The following is an 18,396-nucleotide window of genomic DNA, read 5'->3' on the forward strand; positions in this document are numbered from 1 at the left end:
TAAATTAAAACTGGAACGCTAATTGCTATTAATAACAAGTATCATAATTATTAATAGCAATTAGGAATTCAATATGAAGACGATGACTCAACGCTTTCAAACTCTGCTTTCTGTTTCAAACTTCAGTCTAGCTATCACAACCTTGCTTATGCTTCTCAGTATTATCGTTGCTTATCCAATGGCCGATCACTTCTCACTGCCAATTCAAATCGTCGCCCATATCAGCACCATCTTAGTCGCAGCCTTGCTGAAAATCAGCTATGTCGGTCGTTGCCTTGCACAATACAACCTTGGATTAGAAGTTCGTTAAGTAGCGCCACGCTAGCCTTGATACGAGTGCCCTTAGACAATATCAAGGCTACTGAAAAGATCGTACAGCTGATGAGATTTATAGGGTTTCGGTAAGTAGGCGTTCATACCAGCTTCAAAACAGTCTTTGATGTCTTCTTCCAGAACACTGGCGGTTAAAGCAATGATGGGTAATGGTGTGACTTGTTGATCGGCTTCCCACTGACGAATCGTACGAGTCGCCGTTATACCGTCCATAACAGGCATCATGCAGTCCATTAAGACAGCATCAAACTGAGCACCCTGGGTGATGACATCCACCGCTTCTTGGCCATTACTGGCAATCAAATATTCATAACCCGCTTGCTCAAGGAAGAAGCTCGCTATTTTTTGATTCATCAGATTATCTTCAACAATCAAAATGCGTCGATTCAAAGAGCGAACCTCTTCATCTTTTGCTTCCACTTGAGGAGTTTGCTCTTCGCCGACATCGAGAGATTGTAAGCTAGTTAAGAAACGTCGGCCCAAGAATGGCAAGGTATGAGTAGAGTGGACCGTCTCTGTGATTAGGTTGGTTTTAAATAGGTGATGCTGACACACGATGACGCGAGCAAGAGGATATATCGCCTTCAACGTCGCAAGATCTTTCTCCATCGAGTGATGCAAGGTATGACAATAAAGTATGAAGTCGCTTTCTTTGACACTTTCACTCAGAGCAGCAATGGATGACACCACATTGGCTCGAACATTCAAACGCTCACACTCTTTAACAAGCTGATCGAGGAAATTGAAAGAGTTCGAGATGATGGTCGCTCGACTCAGGTTATCAAAAGTTTGAACAGGCGCTTCTACAACATCGACATACAAACAAAACGTGAATGTAGAGCCCTCTCCTTTCACTGAACGCGCGGTAATGTAACCACCCATCAAATCAACAAGTTGTCGACAAATCGCAAGCCCTAGCCCCGTACCACCAAATTGGCGGGTAATGCTGCCATCTTCTTGGGTGAAAGGTTCAAATATGGACTCTAACTTCTCGGGCTCAATCCCAATCCCGGTATCAGACACGCTGCATTCAAGCTTGCCCCTGCCCATAGACATAGGCGTATAAGCAATGTCCGTGGTAATTGTGCCCTTGGATGTAAACTTGATGGCATTAGAAAGCAGATTGGTCAGCACCTGTCGCACGCGGTACTCATCGAAAAACAGTTGTGGTGGCGTTTGATAATCGATATTGATATCGAGCTCGATATCCTTACTTATCGCTTTCGACTGAATCACACTCACGGAGTCATAGACCGCTTCTCGCAAATCAGCATTGTGTGGTGACAACATCAAGTTACCCGACTCGATTTTAGACAAATCGAGGATGTCATTCAGCAGAACTAACAAAGAGTGAGAAGACGATTCGATATCCCCCAGTACTTCTTGTTGATTTGGGCTCAGTTGGCTTTGAGATAAGATCTCAGCCATGCCAATGATCCCGTTGAGTGGCGTGCGTATTTCATGTGACATATTGGCTAAGAATGCACTTTTGGCTTTATTAGCCGAAATCGCGTCTTCTTTTGCTGTTATCAACTCTTTGTTGTGCAGATAGTTGCGCTCCATCACTCGATTTAGGGTTTCAGTGAACTCGGCAAGCTCATCGTTCCCTTGAATATGAATCACCTTAGGCTGACCGTAGCTATCAGCGCATTCCGAAACGCCTTTCAAGATAATCGACAGGTTTTTGTTTAAACGCAGAGACGTTGCAACCCCAAACCACATCAGAACCCCAGAAGCGATGAGTATAAGCAACGTCATGACCAAGGTTTGCCTTTTCTGCAACGCGATATTCTTAGTCAGTTCAAACTGTATTTGATTAGTGTAAGCGCCAATCGCGTTTGAAATAGCGCGTTTTTTAACCTCTAAGCTTTTCAAGTGTTGATATATTTCGGGTGATGAAAAGTCCCCTTTGAGGATTCGAGATGTGAACTTGTCTTGGAATTCATCTTTGGCGACAGCGTTTAGCAACTGTCTAATGTTTGGAGAACGCGTATCCGAACGGAAAAAGGTATCTAATAGCTGTTGCTGCCTCTCTAGAGCACCAACATAGCTCAGCAAGTATTGGTTTTTCAACTCTGGGGAGCGATACAAGCTGAAGCTTAACCACGCTTCTCTCTGAGTCCAAAACACGTAATGCGTAAGATTGATAAACATCGCATCCGCTTGACCGATATTTTCATCGACTAAGGCCATACGATATTCAGACAGCTCTATTAGCACGTCTTTTAACAAGTCGAAAGCGCGCTCTGTCAATTGTCTGCTGTCTGTCGTTTCAGGTGTACTAGCTAGGCTCATCAACAGCTTTTTCAATTCAGCTAACTGAGGATCAATACTCCAATTTCTGTCGAACTGTTGAAGTCGCATTCCATACTGATTCAGTCTATCCAGCTCTGACTGCAGTGTTAAAAGCAACTGACCTTTCTCAGGGGAATCATTAGACAGCACCAACCATCGATAAGCATCACTTGAAACCGTATTAAAAGATTGAAGCGCTTCGACCTTAATACGCGTTGTTTCAAGGTGATTCATCTTCTCATCGTTCTTAAGCACTTCATTCACTGTAAACCCAAACATAATGAGCACAGAAACCGTGGAAAGAAAAATAAGACGCCATCTAATTGACATGTTTATCATTTTTATAACTACTCCCTTCCCGAAAGTAATTTACCTAGCCCAAATTAAGAATAGGACATTAACAGGGGGTTATTGATCAAATTGGATATGAACAAACGATACTCTGAGCCCAGAATGAAAAATTAGAGCCAACTGGTATCCAGAAAAGAGCTTTAAAGCGGAAAGGCGTGCTTTTATTGAGACTGGTTTAAACAAGCGAGGTTTCAGTGAGCAAAATGTAAACAAAAGACGTTTTCTCCAGTTATTATCACCCGCATAACAAGTGAATGGCCACATTTCGCGGCTCAACTAGACTGTGAATAATGACTCTGCGCGCTAACAAAGTGGATAGTTAGGTTAAAATTGTGACATCCAATCGTTTGCGTGATGCACTTTTCACACTCAAGCTAGGCTTATTCAAAGGTCGAACAACAATACTTGTTAATTCCCTTATTTGTCGTTTACTGTTTACGTGTAACTTGAGCTAGCGATCACACCTTCAATGTTCATTATGACATGCATTACATATTATCTTTTGAATTGAGTATTTTTTGACGAAAAATAAGTGCTACAGATTGTTAAAGTCAATAGTCTTTATCGACGTTCAAATCTTGATTTATGGCTAATATAACGCCAATTTACAGATATTTTGTCTGCATTTATTTTTCCTAGCAGAATAACCCGTCGTACCTTACAATCCTGCCACATAAAAATTACAAGTTACACACAAGGTATATCAGCACATTTAAGTGGCAATAAAGACCACAGCCTGATGCCTCAAATCCCCTATGCTGATTGGCTTCCCTACAACCGCCATGAATGCAGAAACTTAACGTGAAAGGTCCCGAGTAAAGATGAGTCCCGAAAAGCACCTCCTAGATTGGCAAACTAGTCAAACCATTGCTGAATCCATCGCTCCAACTTTAGGTCAGTTATACCGTCAAAAAGGCGTAGAAGTTATCCTCTTTGGTAAGACCCTAGTTAACGCGACAACTATCGACATCATCAAAGCTCACCGCATCGCAAAACGTTACACTGGTTCTCCTCTTACAGCAGAACAGACTCAACCTATCATTCAACACCTTCTCTCTATGGACTTGTCTCCATGTCGTATTGACGTTGGTCGCCTTGCGCATTCATTCTGGCAAGATCGCGAAGACACACATGGGTTGGATGATTTCCTACAAACTGCGCTTATCGAATCGCTTGAAGGCGATGCGATGACAGAGCCTCGTGACGTTGTATTGTACGGTTTTGGTCGTATTGGCCGACTGCTCACTCGTCTGTTGATCGAGAAAAGTGGCCCGGGTTACCCACTGCGTTTACGTGCAATCGTTGTACGTGGCGGCAAAGATGGCGACCTAGAAAAACGTGCAAGCCTGCTTCGTCGTGACTCTGTACACGGCCAATTCAACGGCAGCATTGTTGTAGACCAAGAACGCAAAGCGATCATCGTTAACGGTAACTTCATCCAAGTTATCTACGCAAACAAACCAGAAGAAGTGGATTACACGGCTTACGGTATTGAAAACGCACTTGTGGTTGATAACACAGGCGTATGGCGTGACGCGGAAGGCCTGAGCCAACACGTTGCGTGTAACGGTGCGAAGAAAGTGCTACTGACTGCGCCAGGTAAAGGCGACATCAAGAACGTGGTATTTGGTGTGAATGAAAATGTTATTCAGCCAGAAGACACTATCATCTCTGCAGCAAGCTGTACTACTAACGCAATCACTCCAGTATTGAAAGCGGTTCACGACAAGTTTGGCGTGCTGTCTGGTCACATCGAAACGGTGCACTCATTTACCAATGATCAAAACCTCATCGATAACTTCCACTCGGGTGATCGTCGTGGTCGTGCTGCGTCACTGAACATGGTTTTGACATCGACTGGCGCTGCTAAAGCAGTATCAAAAGCGATGCCGGAAATGGAAGGTAAGCTAACAGGTAATGCGATTCGCGTACCTACGCCAAACGTTTCAATGGCAGTAGCGAACCTAAACCTTGAGAAAGGCACAAGCAAAGAAGAGTTGAACGAGTACCTGCGTGAAATGGCGCTGTCTTCTGCTTTGTCCGCACAAATTGATTACACAGACTCGACGGAGATTGTATCTACCGACTTGGTTGGCTCTCGTCACCCAGGTGTGGTTGACGGTGTAGCGACTATCGCACAAGACAACCGTGCCGTGCTGTACATTTGGTACGATAACGAGTTTGGCTACAGCTGCCAAGTTGTTCACTGTATGGAACAGATGATGGGTGTACGCTACAAGACATACCCAGAAGTTTAATCAACTTCGCTCTTGTAGATACGTCCATCGCAACAAGCTCCACAACATAATAACTATATCTGCGAAGTCCGTATGGACTTCGCACCCCCTTTTGTTTTACTCCCCCGTATAAACAAGAGGGTTGCCACTTAGATCTGCTCTCTCTAACTGATCTAGGTGGCCTTTTTACATCTAGCACTCTAACTTTTATCTCGATGACAAGACCTTGTCTTCATCACTCTCGCACAGCTTCACGTCTGTTATAACTCAACCTCAACATCTGACTGAATCGAACTTGAACATGCGAGCACGTAGCCCTGTTCAATCTGTTCTGGCGTCAATGTCTCTTGGCTACTTGATTCCACAGACCCTTTGGTCACTTTGCATTTACACGAACCACAAATCCCACTACGACAAGCGATAATAATTGGAACGCCTGCTTTTTCTAATGAATCCGCCAATGGTGTACCAATTTCCGCTTCAACTTCAGCGCCGAACGCAGGCACAAATACCTTAACTGCACAATTAGTATCGTCAGCAACTTCGGCTTTTAACACTTCTGATTGAGCATTCTGAGTAGAAGGAGTAAAGCTTTCTTGATAGAAGTTATCCATGTTGAACTCAAGTTCTTTCAGATAACTCTCAATATCTCGCATGAAGCCGACAGGCCCACATAGGTAAACCGTTCTGTCTAAGATATCTGGGCTCAGTTTCACCAACCAGTTTTTATCTAAACGGCCTTGAGGAGCCATTGTTCCTTCATTGTCTTTTAACAGCAGTTTTAAGTTGAAATTCGCATGTAATTCATCGAGCTGATGAAGTTCTTGAAAGTAGATAGTCTCAAGCTTGTTGCGTGCCATGTGGACGAAATCAATCTCGATGTCACTGTCTTGAGACAGCCAATATTTTACCATCGCCATGACTGGTGTAATGCCACAGCCTGCACTCACTAGCGTTACTTTCTTTGTCGCCGTTGGCATGCAATCAACACAGTTAAACGCGCCTGCCGGCTTCAACACAGAAACCTCGTCACCTTCATCAAGCTCATCAACAATAAAGTTCGAAACCAAGCCACCTTCCACACGCTTGACCGTCAACTTCAGGCGGTTATCTTCGGGGCAAGAAGCCACTGAATAAGCACGGTAATCCGTTTTCGTCGGCATATCTAAACCCAAGGTGATGAACTGACCGGGCTTAAAATTGAAATGTAAGTCTTGTGGAATACTGCCAAGCTCAAAGCTGACCGTATCTGGCGTCTCGTGCCATTTCTTTAAACACACTAGATTGATTGAATCGCTATCCGACCATGCATACATAGTTCACACACCTTACTGATACTAAAGAATTAAATCTAGAAAGCCCCGCCGCTGCACGTTCCTAGAGAACAGCAACAACGGGGCTTGGGAGTGGGCTTAGATTAAGCCGCTAAGATTGTTTTAAGATCTTGCTCTGGCGTTGAGATAGAACGCATGTCGAACTCGTCTTGAATAATCTTTAGTAGGTTCTCTGTTAGGAAAGCGGGTGCTGTTGGGCCGGTGTAGATGCCTTTCACACCAAGAGCAAACAGAGTAAGCAGGATAACGATCGCTTTTTGCTCGAACCAAGAAAGAACCAGTGTTAGCGGTAGTTCGTTGATGCCACAATCAAACTCTTGCGACAGCGCAAGAGCAAGCTGAATCGCAGAGTATGCATCGTTACATTGACCAACATCGAGCAGACGCGGAATACCGTTAATATCGCCAAATTGGTTTTTGTTGAAACGGAATTTACCACATGCCAATGTCAGGATTACTGAATCTTCTGGCGCTTGCGCTGTGAAATCTGTGTAGTAGCTACGCTCAGATTTGTCGCCGTCACAACCACCCACAAGGAAGAAGTGCTTGATGTTGCCTTCTTTCACTTGTTCAACAACCGCAGGCGCGGCTTCCATCAAGGCGTTACGACCAAAACCGACAGTGATCATTTGTTCGATCTCGTCATGCTTAAAGCCTTCTTGCGCAAGAGCACAATCGATCACTGCACTGAAATCATCACCTTCAAGGTGAGCAACACCCGGCCAACCTACGATGCTACGCGTAAATAGGCGGTCAGCGTACGAGCCCACATCAGGGTTAAGCAGACAGTTAGATGTCATTACGATCGCACCTGGGAAGTTCGCAAATTCTTTTTGCTGGTTCTGCCAAGCGCTGCCGTAGTTACCCGCAAGGTGTGGGTACTTGTTCAGTTCAGGGTAGCCGTGCGCGGGTAGCATCTCACCGTTGGTGTAAACGTTAATGCCCTTGCCTTCCGTTTGTTGAAGGATCTTTTCTAGATCATGCAGGTCGTGACCAGAAACAAGGATACAGTGACCTTTCTTCGTCTTCACATTCACGGTTGTTGGTTGAGGGTGACCAAATGTATCTGTCTCGCCTTTATCCAGCATTTCCATGACTTTGTAGTTCATCAAGCCAATCTGCATAGACGTATCTAACAGTTGTTTTAGGTCTGATGGATCCGTACCCAAGAAAGCCATGATTTCATGGTATTCAGCAAAGATAGCATTGTCAGTTTGACCAAGAACACGTGCGTGCTCCATGTAAGCTGCCGCACCTTTTAGACCGTATAGGCAAAGAAGGCGAAGACCAATCACATCTTCGTGTTGAGAATCGTGACCACGGTTTACCGCCGCTTGAGGGGCTAGTGCCAATAACTCTGAAGAGTCCGTTGGAAGGTCGAATTGAGCAGCAGCAGAAAGCGCAGGGATCTCAAAACCAATCAATGTCGCTGCCGCGCGAACCTGTTGTTCTAAGCGCTGCTTAAACTCATGAGATTGCTGTGCAAATTCAATGATACGAGCTGGATCGAAGTTAACGTTGGTTAATGTTGCGAAAAACGCTTTTGGCGCCCACTCGTCGATTTCGGTATCAATAACATCACAAGCACGGCCTAAATTGGCCCAAAAAGAAACACCTTGAAGAGAATGCACCAACACGTCTTGAAGGTCGGATACTTCCGAAGTTTTACCACACATACCTTGTGCGAAAGAACAGCCTTTTACGGTTGGGGTTTGAATTGTTTGTTCACATTGAATACAGAACATATAAGGGCTCCAGTAATTTTTATTAACTGTAAGTACTTTGCTTACAGTGACTTATTCCAAACCCTATAGAGCATCAAGCGTGCCAACTTTTAACCTGTTGATTTTATTAAATTTAGTTTTATTCCATATTTTTAGTGCGTGATTATGACTACATATAAACTCCCTAACAGCACACATCCGTGTCATAGTGACTCTCAGAGTTTTATTAACGGCGTTCATGTTTCGTTCAGAATAGAAGCGATAAAGTAACAACATAGAAAAAGAGGAATGAATATGAAAAATATATTAGTTACGATTGTTGCATTGTTTACTGGCCTTTTGGCGTTATTCACAAGCTTGATCCTTGCTATTCCTTTAGCTATTGCAGCTTTAATTACTGGCAAGCGCATTCAGAATCAAATGAAGAAACAAGGTTTTGCAGCTCATATGAACACTCGTCAGTCATCAACCAATGATGCCGGTGTTATTGAAGGTGAATACGAAGACCTTTCAAGCAAAAAGTAACCTAAACTTTAGTTTCAGACATAGTGAAAGCACAACAGAGACAAGATTACATAATGCAAAGAAAGCCCCTCCTAGCACTGCTGGCCTTAACGACTTTAAGTCTCGTTGGTTGTTCCAACGAGACAACTATACCCGCTTACGAAACATCTCCAGACTTGCCTAGCTATCAGCAAGACAGCTTTGATGCCTACGTCAATGACACCCAAGATTGGTTATTGAAAAACCGCGTGTTCATGACAGAAGACAAGCAACTCGAGATCCAACTCAATTCACCAACCGAGTATCAACCAACCTCGCCAAACGGCAAGGCGGTATTATTGGTTCATGGATTAGGCGACTCACCTTACTCATTTAAAGACATCGCTACCCATTTGGCAGAGCAAGGTTACTTAGTGAGAACCGTATTACTTCCGGGTCACGGCAGTCGCGTGGGTGACTTAATGCAGCCGAGCCTAGAAGATTGGCAAGGTGTGGTGGCTCATCATACGAAGTTACTTGAGCAAGAATATGATTCGGTTTGGCTAGGCGGCTATTCAACCGGTGCGAACCTCGTGACTTCACAGGCGATGAACGATCCTAAGATCTCTGGATTACTGTTGTTTTCTCCTGCGTTTCAACCAAGTTCGTCTGCCGTTCAATACGCAGGGCTAGCAAGCTACTTTGTCACTTGGGCTGATCAAGATCCTGAAGACAATGTTTTACGTTATAACTCATTGCCAATGAACGGAGCCTCGGTTTACTACGAGACATCCGAAGTCGTACGTGATGACTTGCAAGATAAACACTTCGATAAGCCGGTGTTTATTATGATGAGTGAAGGCGATAGCGTGATTGACACCAACTACGTTCAGCAAGCCTTTACTGAATCTATGCCGAATCCAAATAATGTGTTGGTTTGGCAAGGAGAGACTACTCTCGAGGATCCTCGCGCTGTTCAGTACAGCATGAAAATTCCAGAGCAACGCATCTCGAACGGCTCTCACATGGGCTTACTGTTCTCACCAAACAACCCTTACTACGGAATCAATGGTAGCGAAAAGATTTGCTCCAATGGTCAGGCTGAAGGCTTTGAAGAACAATGTAATACAACCAGTGAAGTTTGGTACTCAGCTTGGGGCTATCGTGAAGAAGGGAAGAACCATGCGCGTTTGACCTACAACCCCTACTTCTCAGACTCGATGGCGAAGTTAGATACCGTGCTGAACTCTGAAGGTTAACAAGTTAAAGTCTTTCAAAGCCAATCCATAGAAATCAAAAAGGCTCACTAGATAACGTCTAGTGAGCCTTTTTTAATGAGTGTCGTTTCTGGTGAACGTCTAGGGTCTGTTGACCTTTAGAGCTGATTTTTGCAGCACTTTGTGGGAAATTTCTACAAGGCAGAGGATTTGAAGTGTAGCTAGCCTACATGAGAAGCCGATAACGCAGTAGAAATGAACCACAAAGGCTGCCCGAAGGGTTCGGCTAGAATCGTTTTATGCTTTGTTAAGAAGTATTAACTTAGAATGACTAGGCTACATACTCCTTGCCGCGCCTAAAACGATTCTATCTCGAACAAAATTTAACCACTAAAAGTTAACAGACCCTTGTTACTTATTCTTATCGTGCACTGCTATATCGTCCACACCACGCGAACAGCCAGCAAGATCAACACCACGCCAGATAGTCGATCAATCAACTGAGCTTTCGAGCGAATGCGTTCAACAATCAACGGACTAGACAGTACCAAGGTGATAAAGGTGTACCAAAGGCCGTCGACAATCAGCGGCGTTGAGACAATAATCACTTGATTGGTCAGTTCATTTCCTAACGCTACAAATTGACTAAACAGAGCGATGAAGAACAACGCGATCTTTGGGCTCAAGATAGAGATCAAGAAAGCCTCGCGAGCAGACTGCATGTAACTCATCTTTTCACCCGCTTCTAATTTCGCGGCAACACCACCTTTCGAACGCAATGCATTAACGCCGAGATAAAGCAGATAAGCAGCACCCGCTAAGCTAATACCTTTGAACAACATTGGGGATTGCTCAAGCACAACGGCTAAACCAACAATGGTTGCGAACGCATAAATACCGATGCCAGCAGCGTGTGACCAAGCAGCAATAAGCCCGTTCATACGGCCACCAGCCAAACTGTGCTTAGCGATCATCGCCAAGCTTGGGCCCGGAGACATTGCACCCAACAGGCAAATCGCTAATAAAGAAAACCAAATTGTTACTGTCATCATTCCTTTCCTAATAAAATAAAGCGTTCCAGCTCTACGCTTAATACTCAATACTTGGCACTTACCATAATTCGCAGGAGGTATTATTTGAAATCAAAGATTATCATCACAGCTATGATTTCAAGTCATACTGATATTGTAACTCGACTTTTGCATGGCTTGGAATGCTTTTTCTCGCGCCCATTTGTGGGCAGAATCGTTGTCATATTTAGGGTGCCACATTAACCAATAGGTATGCATTTCCGTATCAAATGGCAACGAAAAGTAGGTAGTATCGAGGTGTCGACCTAGGTTGTAAGCGATATGTTCTGGCACGATCATCAAGTAGTCGTCTTGCATTAGCACAGTGCCAGCGGATGAAAAGAACGGAACCTGTAAAGCCACTCTTCGCTTGAGCCCTTGCTTCTTCAATGCTATGTCCGCGTAGCTGTCTTTATCTCCACCACCCGTCACTTTGATGTGAGAGTAGTGAACAATATCTTCTGCACTCAAAACCGCTTGTTGAGCCAATGGGTGCGACTTGCGCATCAAACACACCGACTTATCTTCGCCAAGTTTGATGCTTGAGACATGTTCAGGCTTTGTGGGAAACATACTGGAAGCCAAATGAATCCCCGACTCGTTCAGTGCTTCAAGGTAGTTGGGCTGCCACAATCGATAAGCCAAATTGATGTTCGGCGCTTCAGCGGACACCTCTGCAACAATCACAGGAAGAATATACTGAGCCACATAATCACTCGAAGACAACACCAATTCACCCTGCCAGTCTTGCGGTTCGAAGGGTTTATCATCTAACAGGTGGTCAAACTCGCCAAGCAAGTCGTCGAGTTTGCCTTTGAGTAGCAATGCACGGTTGGTCGGCACCAGTTTATTGCCGTCACGGACTAGTAAAGGGTCGCCACATAAATCTCGTAACTGACTGAGCTGGCGGCTCACTGCGGATTGTGTGATATGCAGGCGTTGAGCAGCGCGGCTTACGTGACACTCTTCAAGAAGTACATGCAGTGAACGCAATAGGTTTAAGTTGATATTGCCTAACATGAATGCACCGTCGCATTCTGTTTGTTGAAAAACTCGGTCAAAACCGTATGAGTCATTAAGTGACGCAGATCTGGGTAGCTTTGCAGCTGATCACGAACTCGGTTCAAGCTCTCCATACTTTCCACTTCAACATAAAGCATCATATCGGTCTCACCGCTAATCGAGTGACACCATTGCACCTCTTCGATACTCTGGATTTGTTTCGCGTAAGACTCACAACTATGATCACTACTCGACATGTCGAACTTCAACAAGATATAAGCGCACACATTCTTCGTTTGGTTGGGTTCTGCCACTTGAGCACAGTAGCCCGTAATCACTTTGTCGCTTTCCAGTTTCTTGATTCTGGCGTTCACTGCCGAGCGCGAGAGGCTGACATCTCGGGCGATATCGCTCACTGAGCATCGTGCATTGGTTTTGAGAATATCCAAAATCTGGCGATCAAATTTATCCATGCTTCTGATTCTTTCCATTTATTGTTCTATTTATAACGCCTAATTTGACACAACTTTCCGACTTATAACAGCCATTCTGACAGCGACACTTTCACGCTTAATCGGATTAATACCGTTAAAATGACGGTGTCTTACGACGTTTCGCTAGCTGTATTATTGATGTCGACAATGTATGCTCTCAATCATAACTTCACACACACCAGAAGAAAGTTACTGGAAAACCGTGACCAGAATCAAATAGCTAGGAGAGCGAATGACACAACTCAAACAAGAAATCACGCTTATTTCAGGAATCGGACAACTCTCAACGACCTTGCTAGGCACGGGATTATTTATGATCCCTGCGATCGCAGCAGGCATTGCAGGTCAGCTGTCTCTACTCGCTTGGTCAATCCTTTTTATCGCTATTTGCCCGATTGCACTAACCTTCGCAGCATTAGGAAAACGCTACCCGAATGCGGGTGGTACTGCTTATTTTGTGCGTCAGGCGTTTAGCGAGCGATTAGAAACAAGCGTGGCGTGGTTGTTTGTGAGTGTTATTCCTGTCGGTATTCCAGCGGCCATTGCACTTGCAGGTGGTTTTGCTCAACAATTGTTACCCGCACCTCTCGATACACCACTGGGGGCTCAATCCTTTACTGTAGCCCTGCTTATTGCCGTCAATTTGCTGGGCAGTAAGTCTTCTGGCCGACTGCAAACCGTGATTGCGTTGTCGATTTTTGCCTTGGTTAGCGTTTTTGTCTGGAAAGCCGAAATCACGGTAGCCGATGTTACTCTTCCTGCCATCTCGTCCGATTCGATGTGGTCTATCGGCGCTGCCTTAGCGGTGATGTTTTGGTGCTTTGTCGGAATAGAAGCTTTTGCCCACATGGGAGAGGAGTTCAAAAATCCACAACGAGACTTTCCAATCGCCATCATTGCAGGTTGTTTTGTTGCGGGGTTAGTGTACTGGGCTTGTTCAGTGGTGATTCTTAAACTGGGTGCTTACGGTTCACCTGAATTCGACGCCGCATCCATCCCGTGGGTAACAGAACAACTGTTTGGCAATGGCTTCAAAACTGTCATCAGCGTACTGGGTTTCTTTGCTTGCTTTGCCAGCCTAAACCTTTATACACAAAGCCTATCACGAATGATCTGGGCTCAAGCTCGCCAACACAGTCCTTCAAGTAGAATGGCTCAACTGAACAGCCACGGCGTACCGCTTTACCCAACGTTAGCAATTGGCTTTGTCGTGCTTATCTCGTGTGTGATTGGTGAACTGTCTAACTTGGACCTTGAGTTCTTTCTCAAGCTCGCCAACGGTATTTTTGTTTTGGTTTATCTGCTCGCGATGTTAGCCGCTTGCCGATTACTGACAGGCGCATCTAGATACACAGCCATGCTTTCATTGGTCATCTGTACCTTGGTGTTTATCTGCTTAAGTTGGTCGATGCTCTATGCTGTGACTATTTTTGTGACATTGTCACTCCCTTGGCGAAAGTGGCTGGGTAAACCCACTGTTTCTGTCGACAAGATGTAAACCATACCTACCAATATCACTGATAAAAAAGCCGAGCGATCTGTTTGATCTTCGGCTTTAGCTCAGCCAACCGTATATTTCCAAACCCCAGCACCGCCCCACTCCAATCACGAGCATCACTCGAACCGTATTCATAAAAATCAAACGGACGAATGATAATATTTTCAAGCTCAGCTCGTCGGTTCCATTCCCTTTCAGATATTCCGTTGTACCACTTCACGGTCACATGTAACCCCGCCGCTTGGCTGATCACTTCAAGATCACCGTAAAACTCGCATTCAATCGCTTCTATCATGGCTTCATACTTGAGTTTGTATGACCGGCGCATCTTTCTAATATGACGCAGCAAGTCGCCTTCTCGAACAAAATCCGCCAAAGCTTCCTGTGTGTGGGACGCCGTGTCTCCCGTTAGCGCGTCTTTGATCTCAAGACACTTCACCACCAGACTTTCTGGCACCACTAAGTACCCTAATCGAAGGCCATTGAACATCACCTTACTCAGAGAGCCAACATAGATGATGCGATCATCGAATCCCAACTTACCCGCCAACCCTTGCATGCTGGTATAAGGGCGATGAGCAAACTGGAACTCACTGTCGTAGTCATCTTCAATGATCCAAGACTGATGTTGATTGGCCCAGTCGATCAGTTTAAGGCGTTGCTCAGTATTGAGGGTCGTGCCCATTGGGTATTGGTTACTCGGCGTGACATACAAAGCCTTAGCATTACTGGACAATACTTTTTCAATATCTAGCCCCACCTTTTCACGCACACTTACACCGTCTAACTCTAGTCTCAACAGATCGATAATTTTATGTACTTGTCGATAACCGGGTTCCTCTACAAGGATTTTGTCGCCCATCGCTAACGTTGCCATTAATCCGATTGAGATGGCTTGCTGCGCACCTGCGGTGATGATGATTCTGTCGGCACTGCAATGAACCGAACGACTGCTTGCAAGATACCCGCTCAATGCTTCTCTCAAGGCTAAGCTTCCCTGAACCTCTTGATTGCCCGCAATGTTCTGACGTGTAGAGTGGCGTTGCAGCAACCTCTGCCATTTCGCAAAAGGGAACGCATCTAAGTCAGGGACTCCGGGGGCAAAGCTGCGGTTAATGTCGTTAGGTGTCGCTATGTTTGCAGTCGGTTGACTGACCGTTTGTTTAACCTTCGCATCCTGAACACACTTCGGTTGAGACAAACTTAGAAAGTGTTCTGGTTGTTCAACCGAGACATAAAACCCTGAGCCTTGCTTACTCTCGATATAGCCTTCAGTGACCAGTTGTTCGTACGCATAAATCACCGTATTTCGACTCACCGATAACTCGACGGCCAACTTACGTGTTGAAGGTAACTTACTGCCCTTGCTCCATAAATCTTGAACGATTTTCTCTCTTATCGCGTGGAACAAGGCGGTTTGACGCGTGTCGTGTTGTTCGTCTAACTGTAGATCACCGACATCGATAGGCTGCATAACTGGATCCAAATAGTGTTTAAAAGTGGCTCTATTTAATAGACCAGTTAATCGCTACATTAATCAAAAGGCAATGATTAAGGAGCGATTATGTTATCTAACACGAAAAGAACCACGATTAAAAAAGGGGCTCACAAAGCCGTATTTGAACAAGAGAAACTGCACCAAATTATTGATGAGAGCTTAATCGCACACATTGCATTGCTGGGCGAACAAGGCCCAATGGTTATCCCGATGCTCGCGTGGCGAGTGGATGATATGGTCTACATTCATGGGGCTAAAAACAGTCGTCTACTAAAAGGGCTAAAAAAGGGAGAACCAACCTGTTTAACGTTCACCTTGTTCGATGGTTGGGTGCTGGCTCGTTCGGCATTTCATCACAGCGCGCATTATCGTTCTGCTGTGGTGTTGGGGTCATTTTCAGTCATCGATGACAACCAAGAAAAGGATCGCTTGTTGAATATCTTTATTGAGCAAATAGCACCGGGCAGAACCGATGAGGTCAGGCTCAGTAATGAAAAAGAACTCACCGCAACCGAGTTATTAGCGATCCCTTTAACGGAAGCCTCTGTGAAGATTGGTAAACATGGAGTGAATGATGATAAAGCTGATATGGATATCCCAGTATGGGCTGGCGTATTACCGTATCGAACCGTCGTTGGGCCATTAGAAACCGTTCCAGAACAAGAAGGCATCATTGAAACACCAGATTACCAACAAGCTTATGGTGAACGCTGGTATCAGAATTAACACGCGAAGATGGTGAACTTGATAAAATTGTATACAATCTTACTTACAAAAATTTAACATGACTCAATAATGTAATCAGACGATGAAAACGAACAAGGGTATTCTGCCATTTCAAGGCTTGCTCAATGGCATTGGGCAAGTCTATTTCACACCGTCTGTCATGACGTCGACTTTGCTGTTGCTTGCCATTTCTATTGAGTCACTTGCACTGGCTTTTCTTACTTTGCTTGGCGCCAGTTGCAGCTTTGCATTAGCCTTCTATTCCTATATCTACGCCAGCACCAATACCAACAAGTTAGCTGAAGATATTGATAGTGGAATGTATGCGCTAAATGGCGCTTTAATTGGCTTATTTATCGGTAACTTTTTTGGTGTGACGTCCTTATTGGCTTTAGTGACTGCGTTAGGTGCATTACTCACGGTGCCGATTGCCCACATCGTATTCAGTTTTGAGAAATATCGCGGTTACACTAGCGCCTTTATCCTCACCACTTGGCTGATTTATGCTATCCAATCAGCGTTTGAGCTGTCAGCGTTTTCTGCACCTGACTCAGCACTGATGCCACTCATCAGTATTGAGGCTAGCTCATGGTTCAACCTGCCGACAGTGGTGATCCCGTTATTAAAAGGGATAAGCCAAGTCAGCTTCATCGAAAATACGTTGTCGGGGCTCGTTATCTTGGTTGCCATCGGACTCAACAATATCAAGCATGCCATTTGGGTTATGCTCGCAGTAATCATTAGCACCGTATTTAGCGGGTTGATTGGCGCTTCTAACGAACTGGTAGCGCAAGGACTTTACGGGTACAACGCCATTCTTGCCACTTTAGCACTTGTGCTCTATCCGCGGATCTCTTGGCCGTTAATCCTATTAGGCATGCTGTTAAGCTGTCTCATCACACTTGGTTTTCATGAACTGTCACTACTGCCACTCACCGCCCCTTTCATTTTGAGTACTTGGGCTGTGGTTTACTTGTCTAGCCTGATCCATAAACGAACCATAAGTTAGCTCTGCATAGCTACAGGCCAGTTTTTAAGCGCTCCACATATTGCTTGGGCGTCAAGCCTCGATGTTTCTTAAACATCCGATTAAAGCTCGCGACATTGGTATAGCCGAGCCTCGTCGCGACTTCACCTATTGGCACTGAATACATCAACAACTCCACCGCCACGTTACTTAACGCATAGCCCATAATGGTAGAAAAGTTGATGCCTAAGTTATGCAATCGACGTTGAAATTGCTGTTCAGATAACCCAAGCAAACTCGACACTTTATGCAGCGTTGGCAGGCCGAAATGACGACTGTAATTGATCATCTCATAGGTCACCTTATGCTCATCCGCGGCATCCGGCATGTTGAGGTAATTATCTAAGTCATGAAAATTCATTGCCAAGCTCATCTTGCCGATCGAAGGGGCTTGATTGCTCGATAACCTCAACTGGCTTGGTATCCAGATCTCAGTTCGTGGCTGGCCCCACTGAATATTGCACCCAAAATACTCTTGATAGAGTTGAGTGTTTTCGCGATAACCTGCGATAGAGACGGCTGCGGGGGTAAAGTCGTCTCCCAAGTAACGTCTTAATATCTTCATCATAAAGATGGCGACTCGGATCGAGTCATGAACCTTGCCCGCTTCGGTGTAAGCTGGATTATCGTAACACCACTTGATGAAGTTACCGACTTGAGCGCCATACAGGAAAGCGCCAGACTGCAAACAGTGCAACCCGATGTTAACTCGGCGTATAGACGACGCCAGATCGTGCCCCGAGAAAAACCAATTCGAAAGAGGACCTAGCCTTTCAATATCCACCCTATCAGCCAACTTCAAGATAATATCAGGATCACCGGCTTGTTGTTCAAGCAAGCCATACCATTTGTCCACTTCACTTACGGGAATAAGGTTCATCGGGTTATTAAACACCGATTTAGGAATACCTAATTGCTCAGTATTCACGGCCTTATTGGTCGTTGCGTATTGGTAAATACCCAAAATACCTAATGCTCTTAAGAAGTTACAATTGTTCATTAGCCACCATACTTAGAAGTCACTATTACAGATCAAATCATAATGACATCATTATTAAAGTAATTGGTAAAATTTCAACTTCTAAATCTGATATCAATCACACTCGG

Annotated in this window: 15 protein-coding genes; 7 read left to right on the forward strand and 8 right to left on the reverse strand. The window is 44.8% G+C overall.

Features of this window, described 5'->3' with window-relative positions; genetic code table 11:
- Positions 1-73: 73 nt before the first annotated feature.
- Positions 74-310: a hypothetical protein gene (locus tag MSG34_RS16475; RefSeq protein ID WP_048608901.1), complete on the forward strand. Its 237-nt coding sequence runs from the start codon at positions 74-76 to the stop codon at positions 308-310.
- 32 nt (positions 311-342) lie between these two features.
- Here MSG34_RS16475 and MSG34_RS16480 read toward each other — a convergent pair whose 3' ends face one another.
- Positions 343-2,907: an ATP-binding protein gene (locus MSG34_RS16480; RefSeq protein WP_248338589.1), complete on the reverse strand. Its 2,565-nt coding sequence runs from the start codon at positions 2,905-2,907 to the stop codon at positions 343-345.
- A gap of 893 nt (positions 2,908-3,800) precedes the next feature.
- On the opposite strand from MSG34_RS16480, the gene MSG34_RS16485 reads away from it, so the two are divergent.
- On the forward strand, positions 3,801-5,237 hold the full coding sequence (locus MSG34_RS16485; RefSeq protein WP_248338591.1) for a glyceraldehyde-3-phosphate dehydrogenase: 1,437 nt from the start codon (positions 3,801-3,803) through the stop codon (positions 5,235-5,237).
- A 239-nt stretch (positions 5,238-5,476) separates the two neighbouring features.
- Here the strand turns inward: MSG34_RS16485 and MSG34_RS16490 are convergent, their stop codons facing one another.
- Both MSG34_RS16490 and hcp read right to left on the reverse strand, forming a co-directional pair.
- Entirely contained in the window at positions 5,477-6,532 is a 1,056-nt protein-coding gene (locus MSG34_RS16490) for a hybrid-cluster NAD(P)-dependent oxidoreductase (protein ID WP_248338594.1), read from the reverse strand.
- A 101-nt stretch (positions 6,533-6,633) separates the two neighbouring features.
- On the reverse strand, positions 6,634-8,295 hold the full coding sequence (gene hcp, locus MSG34_RS16495) for a hydroxylamine reductase (RefSeq protein WP_248338596.1): 1,662 nt from the start codon (positions 8,293-8,295) through the stop codon (positions 6,634-6,636).
- Positions 8,296-8,568: 273 nt separating this feature from the next.
- Between hcp and MSG34_RS16500 the strand changes: the two genes are divergently transcribed.
- Both MSG34_RS16500 and MSG34_RS16505 read left to right on the forward strand, forming a co-directional pair.
- Positions 8,569-8,799: a hypothetical protein gene (locus MSG34_RS16500; protein WP_017061777.1), complete on the forward strand. Its 231-nt coding sequence runs from the start codon at positions 8,569-8,571 to the stop codon at positions 8,797-8,799.
- Positions 8,800-8,852: 53 nt separating this feature from the next.
- On the forward strand, positions 8,853-10,016 hold the full coding sequence (locus MSG34_RS16505) for an alpha/beta fold hydrolase (protein WP_248338598.1): 1,164 nt from the start codon (positions 8,853-8,855) through the stop codon (positions 10,014-10,016).
- Positions 10,017-10,408: 392 nt separating this feature from the next.
- Here the strand turns inward: MSG34_RS16505 and MSG34_RS16510 are convergent, their stop codons facing one another.
- The 3 genes from MSG34_RS16510 to MSG34_RS16520 form a co-directional block, all read right to left on the reverse strand.
- Positions 10,409-11,023 (reverse strand): LysE family translocator, encoded by a 615-nt coding sequence (locus MSG34_RS16510; RefSeq protein ID WP_017061779.1) that lies wholly within the window; start codon positions 11,021-11,023, stop codon positions 10,409-10,411.
- 120 nt (positions 11,024-11,143) lie between these two features.
- The gene (locus MSG34_RS16515) at positions 11,144-12,064 is read right to left on the reverse strand and encodes a LysR family transcriptional regulator (RefSeq protein WP_017070979.1); all 921 of its coding nucleotides are present in this window, start codon (positions 12,062-12,064) and stop codon (positions 11,144-11,146) included.
- Positions 12,058-12,519 carry an Lrp/AsnC family transcriptional regulator gene (locus tag MSG34_RS16520; RefSeq protein ID WP_048608920.1) on the reverse strand — a complete coding sequence of 154 codons (462 nt, stop codon included), beginning with the start codon at positions 12,517-12,519 and terminating at the stop codon, positions 12,058-12,060. Before MSG34_RS16520 ends, MSG34_RS16515 begins: the two co-directional genes overlap by 7 nt.
- Positions 12,520-12,772: 253 nt before the next feature.
- On the opposite strand from MSG34_RS16520, the gene yjeH reads away from it, so the two are divergent.
- The gene (gene yjeH / locus MSG34_RS16525; RefSeq protein WP_248338600.1) at positions 12,773-14,038 is read left to right on the forward strand and encodes an L-methionine/branched-chain amino acid transporter; all 1,266 of its coding nucleotides are present in this window, start codon (positions 12,773-12,775) and stop codon (positions 14,036-14,038) included.
- 16 nt (positions 14,039-14,054) lie between these two features.
- On the opposite strand, the gene MSG34_RS16530 is transcribed toward yjeH, so the two are convergent.
- Positions 14,055-15,512 (reverse strand): PLP-dependent aminotransferase family protein, encoded by a 1,458-nt coding sequence (locus tag MSG34_RS16530; RefSeq protein WP_248338602.1) that lies wholly within the window; start codon positions 15,510-15,512, stop codon positions 14,055-14,057.
- A gap of 90 nt (positions 15,513-15,602) precedes the next feature.
- Here MSG34_RS16530 and MSG34_RS16535 point away from each other — a divergent pair, with 90 nt between their 5' ends.
- Positions 15,603-16,262 (forward strand): pyridoxamine 5'-phosphate oxidase family protein, encoded by a 660-nt coding sequence (locus MSG34_RS16535; protein ID WP_048617014.1) that lies wholly within the window; start codon positions 15,603-15,605, stop codon positions 16,260-16,262.
- Between the two features lie 82 nt (positions 16,263-16,344).
- On the forward strand, positions 16,345-17,271 hold the full coding sequence (locus tag MSG34_RS16540; RefSeq protein ID WP_248338604.1) for an urea transporter: 927 nt from the start codon (positions 16,345-16,347) through the stop codon (positions 17,269-17,271).
- A gap of 10 nt (positions 17,272-17,281) precedes the next feature.
- Here MSG34_RS16540 and MSG34_RS16545 read toward each other — a convergent pair whose 3' ends face one another.
- On the reverse strand, positions 17,282-18,289 hold the full coding sequence (locus MSG34_RS16545) for an AraC family transcriptional regulator (RefSeq protein WP_248338606.1): 1,008 nt from the start codon (positions 18,287-18,289) through the stop codon (positions 17,282-17,284).
- Positions 18,290-18,396 lie beyond the last annotated feature (107 nt).

Source organism: Vibrio sp. 1CM2L, from assembly GCF_023161695.1.
Classification (GTDB): domain Bacteria; phylum Pseudomonadota; class Gammaproteobacteria; order Enterobacterales; family Vibrionaceae; genus Vibrio; species Vibrio coralliirubri.

Coding starts and splice junctions, on each gene's coding strand:
- MSG34_RS16520 (WP_048608920.1), bottom strand. CDS start 12,519: ATGGATAAATTTGATCGCCAGATTTTGGATATTCTCAAAACCAATGCA.
- MSG34_RS16515 (WP_017070979.1), bottom strand. CDS start 12,064: ATGTTAGGCAATATCAACTTAAACCTATTGCGTTCACTGCATGTACTT.
- MSG34_RS16545 (WP_248338606.1), bottom strand. CDS start 18,289: ATGAACAATTGTAACTTCTTAAGAGCATTAGGTATTTTGGGTATTTAC.
- MSG34_RS16500 (WP_017061777.1), top strand. CDS start 8,569: ATGAAAAATATATTAGTTACGATTGTTGCATTGTTTACTGGCCTTTTG.
- MSG34_RS16540 (WP_248338604.1), top strand. CDS start 16,345: ATGAAAACGAACAAGGGTATTCTGCCATTTCAAGGCTTGCTCAATGGC.
- MSG34_RS16475 (WP_048608901.1), top strand. CDS start 74: ATGAAGACGATGACTCAACGCTTTCAAACTCTGCTTTCTGTTTCAAAC.
- hcp (WP_248338596.1), bottom strand. CDS start 8,295: ATGTTCTGTATTCAATGTGAACAAACAATTCAAACCCCAACCGTAAAA.
- MSG34_RS16505 (WP_248338598.1), top strand. CDS start 8,853: ATGCAAAGAAAGCCCCTCCTAGCACTGCTGGCCTTAACGACTTTAAGT.
- MSG34_RS16510 (WP_017061779.1), bottom strand. CDS start 11,023: ATGACAGTAACAATTTGGTTTTCTTTATTAGCGATTTGCCTGTTGGGT.
- yjeH (WP_248338600.1), top strand. CDS start 12,773: ATGACACAACTCAAACAAGAAATCACGCTTATTTCAGGAATCGGACAA.
- MSG34_RS16490 (WP_248338594.1), bottom strand. CDS start 6,532: ATGTATGCATGGTCGGATAGCGATTCAATCAATCTAGTGTGTTTAAAG.
- MSG34_RS16480 (WP_248338589.1), bottom strand. CDS start 2,907: ATGTTTGGGTTTACAGTGAATGAAGTGCTTAAGAACGATGAGAAGATG.
- MSG34_RS16530 (WP_248338602.1), bottom strand. CDS start 15,512: ATGCAGCCTATCGATGTCGGTGATCTACAGTTAGACGAACAACACGAC.
- MSG34_RS16535 (WP_048617014.1), top strand. CDS start 15,603: ATGTTATCTAACACGAAAAGAACCACGATTAAAAAAGGGGCTCACAAA.
- MSG34_RS16485 (WP_248338591.1), top strand. CDS start 3,801: ATGAGTCCCGAAAAGCACCTCCTAGATTGGCAAACTAGTCAAACCATT.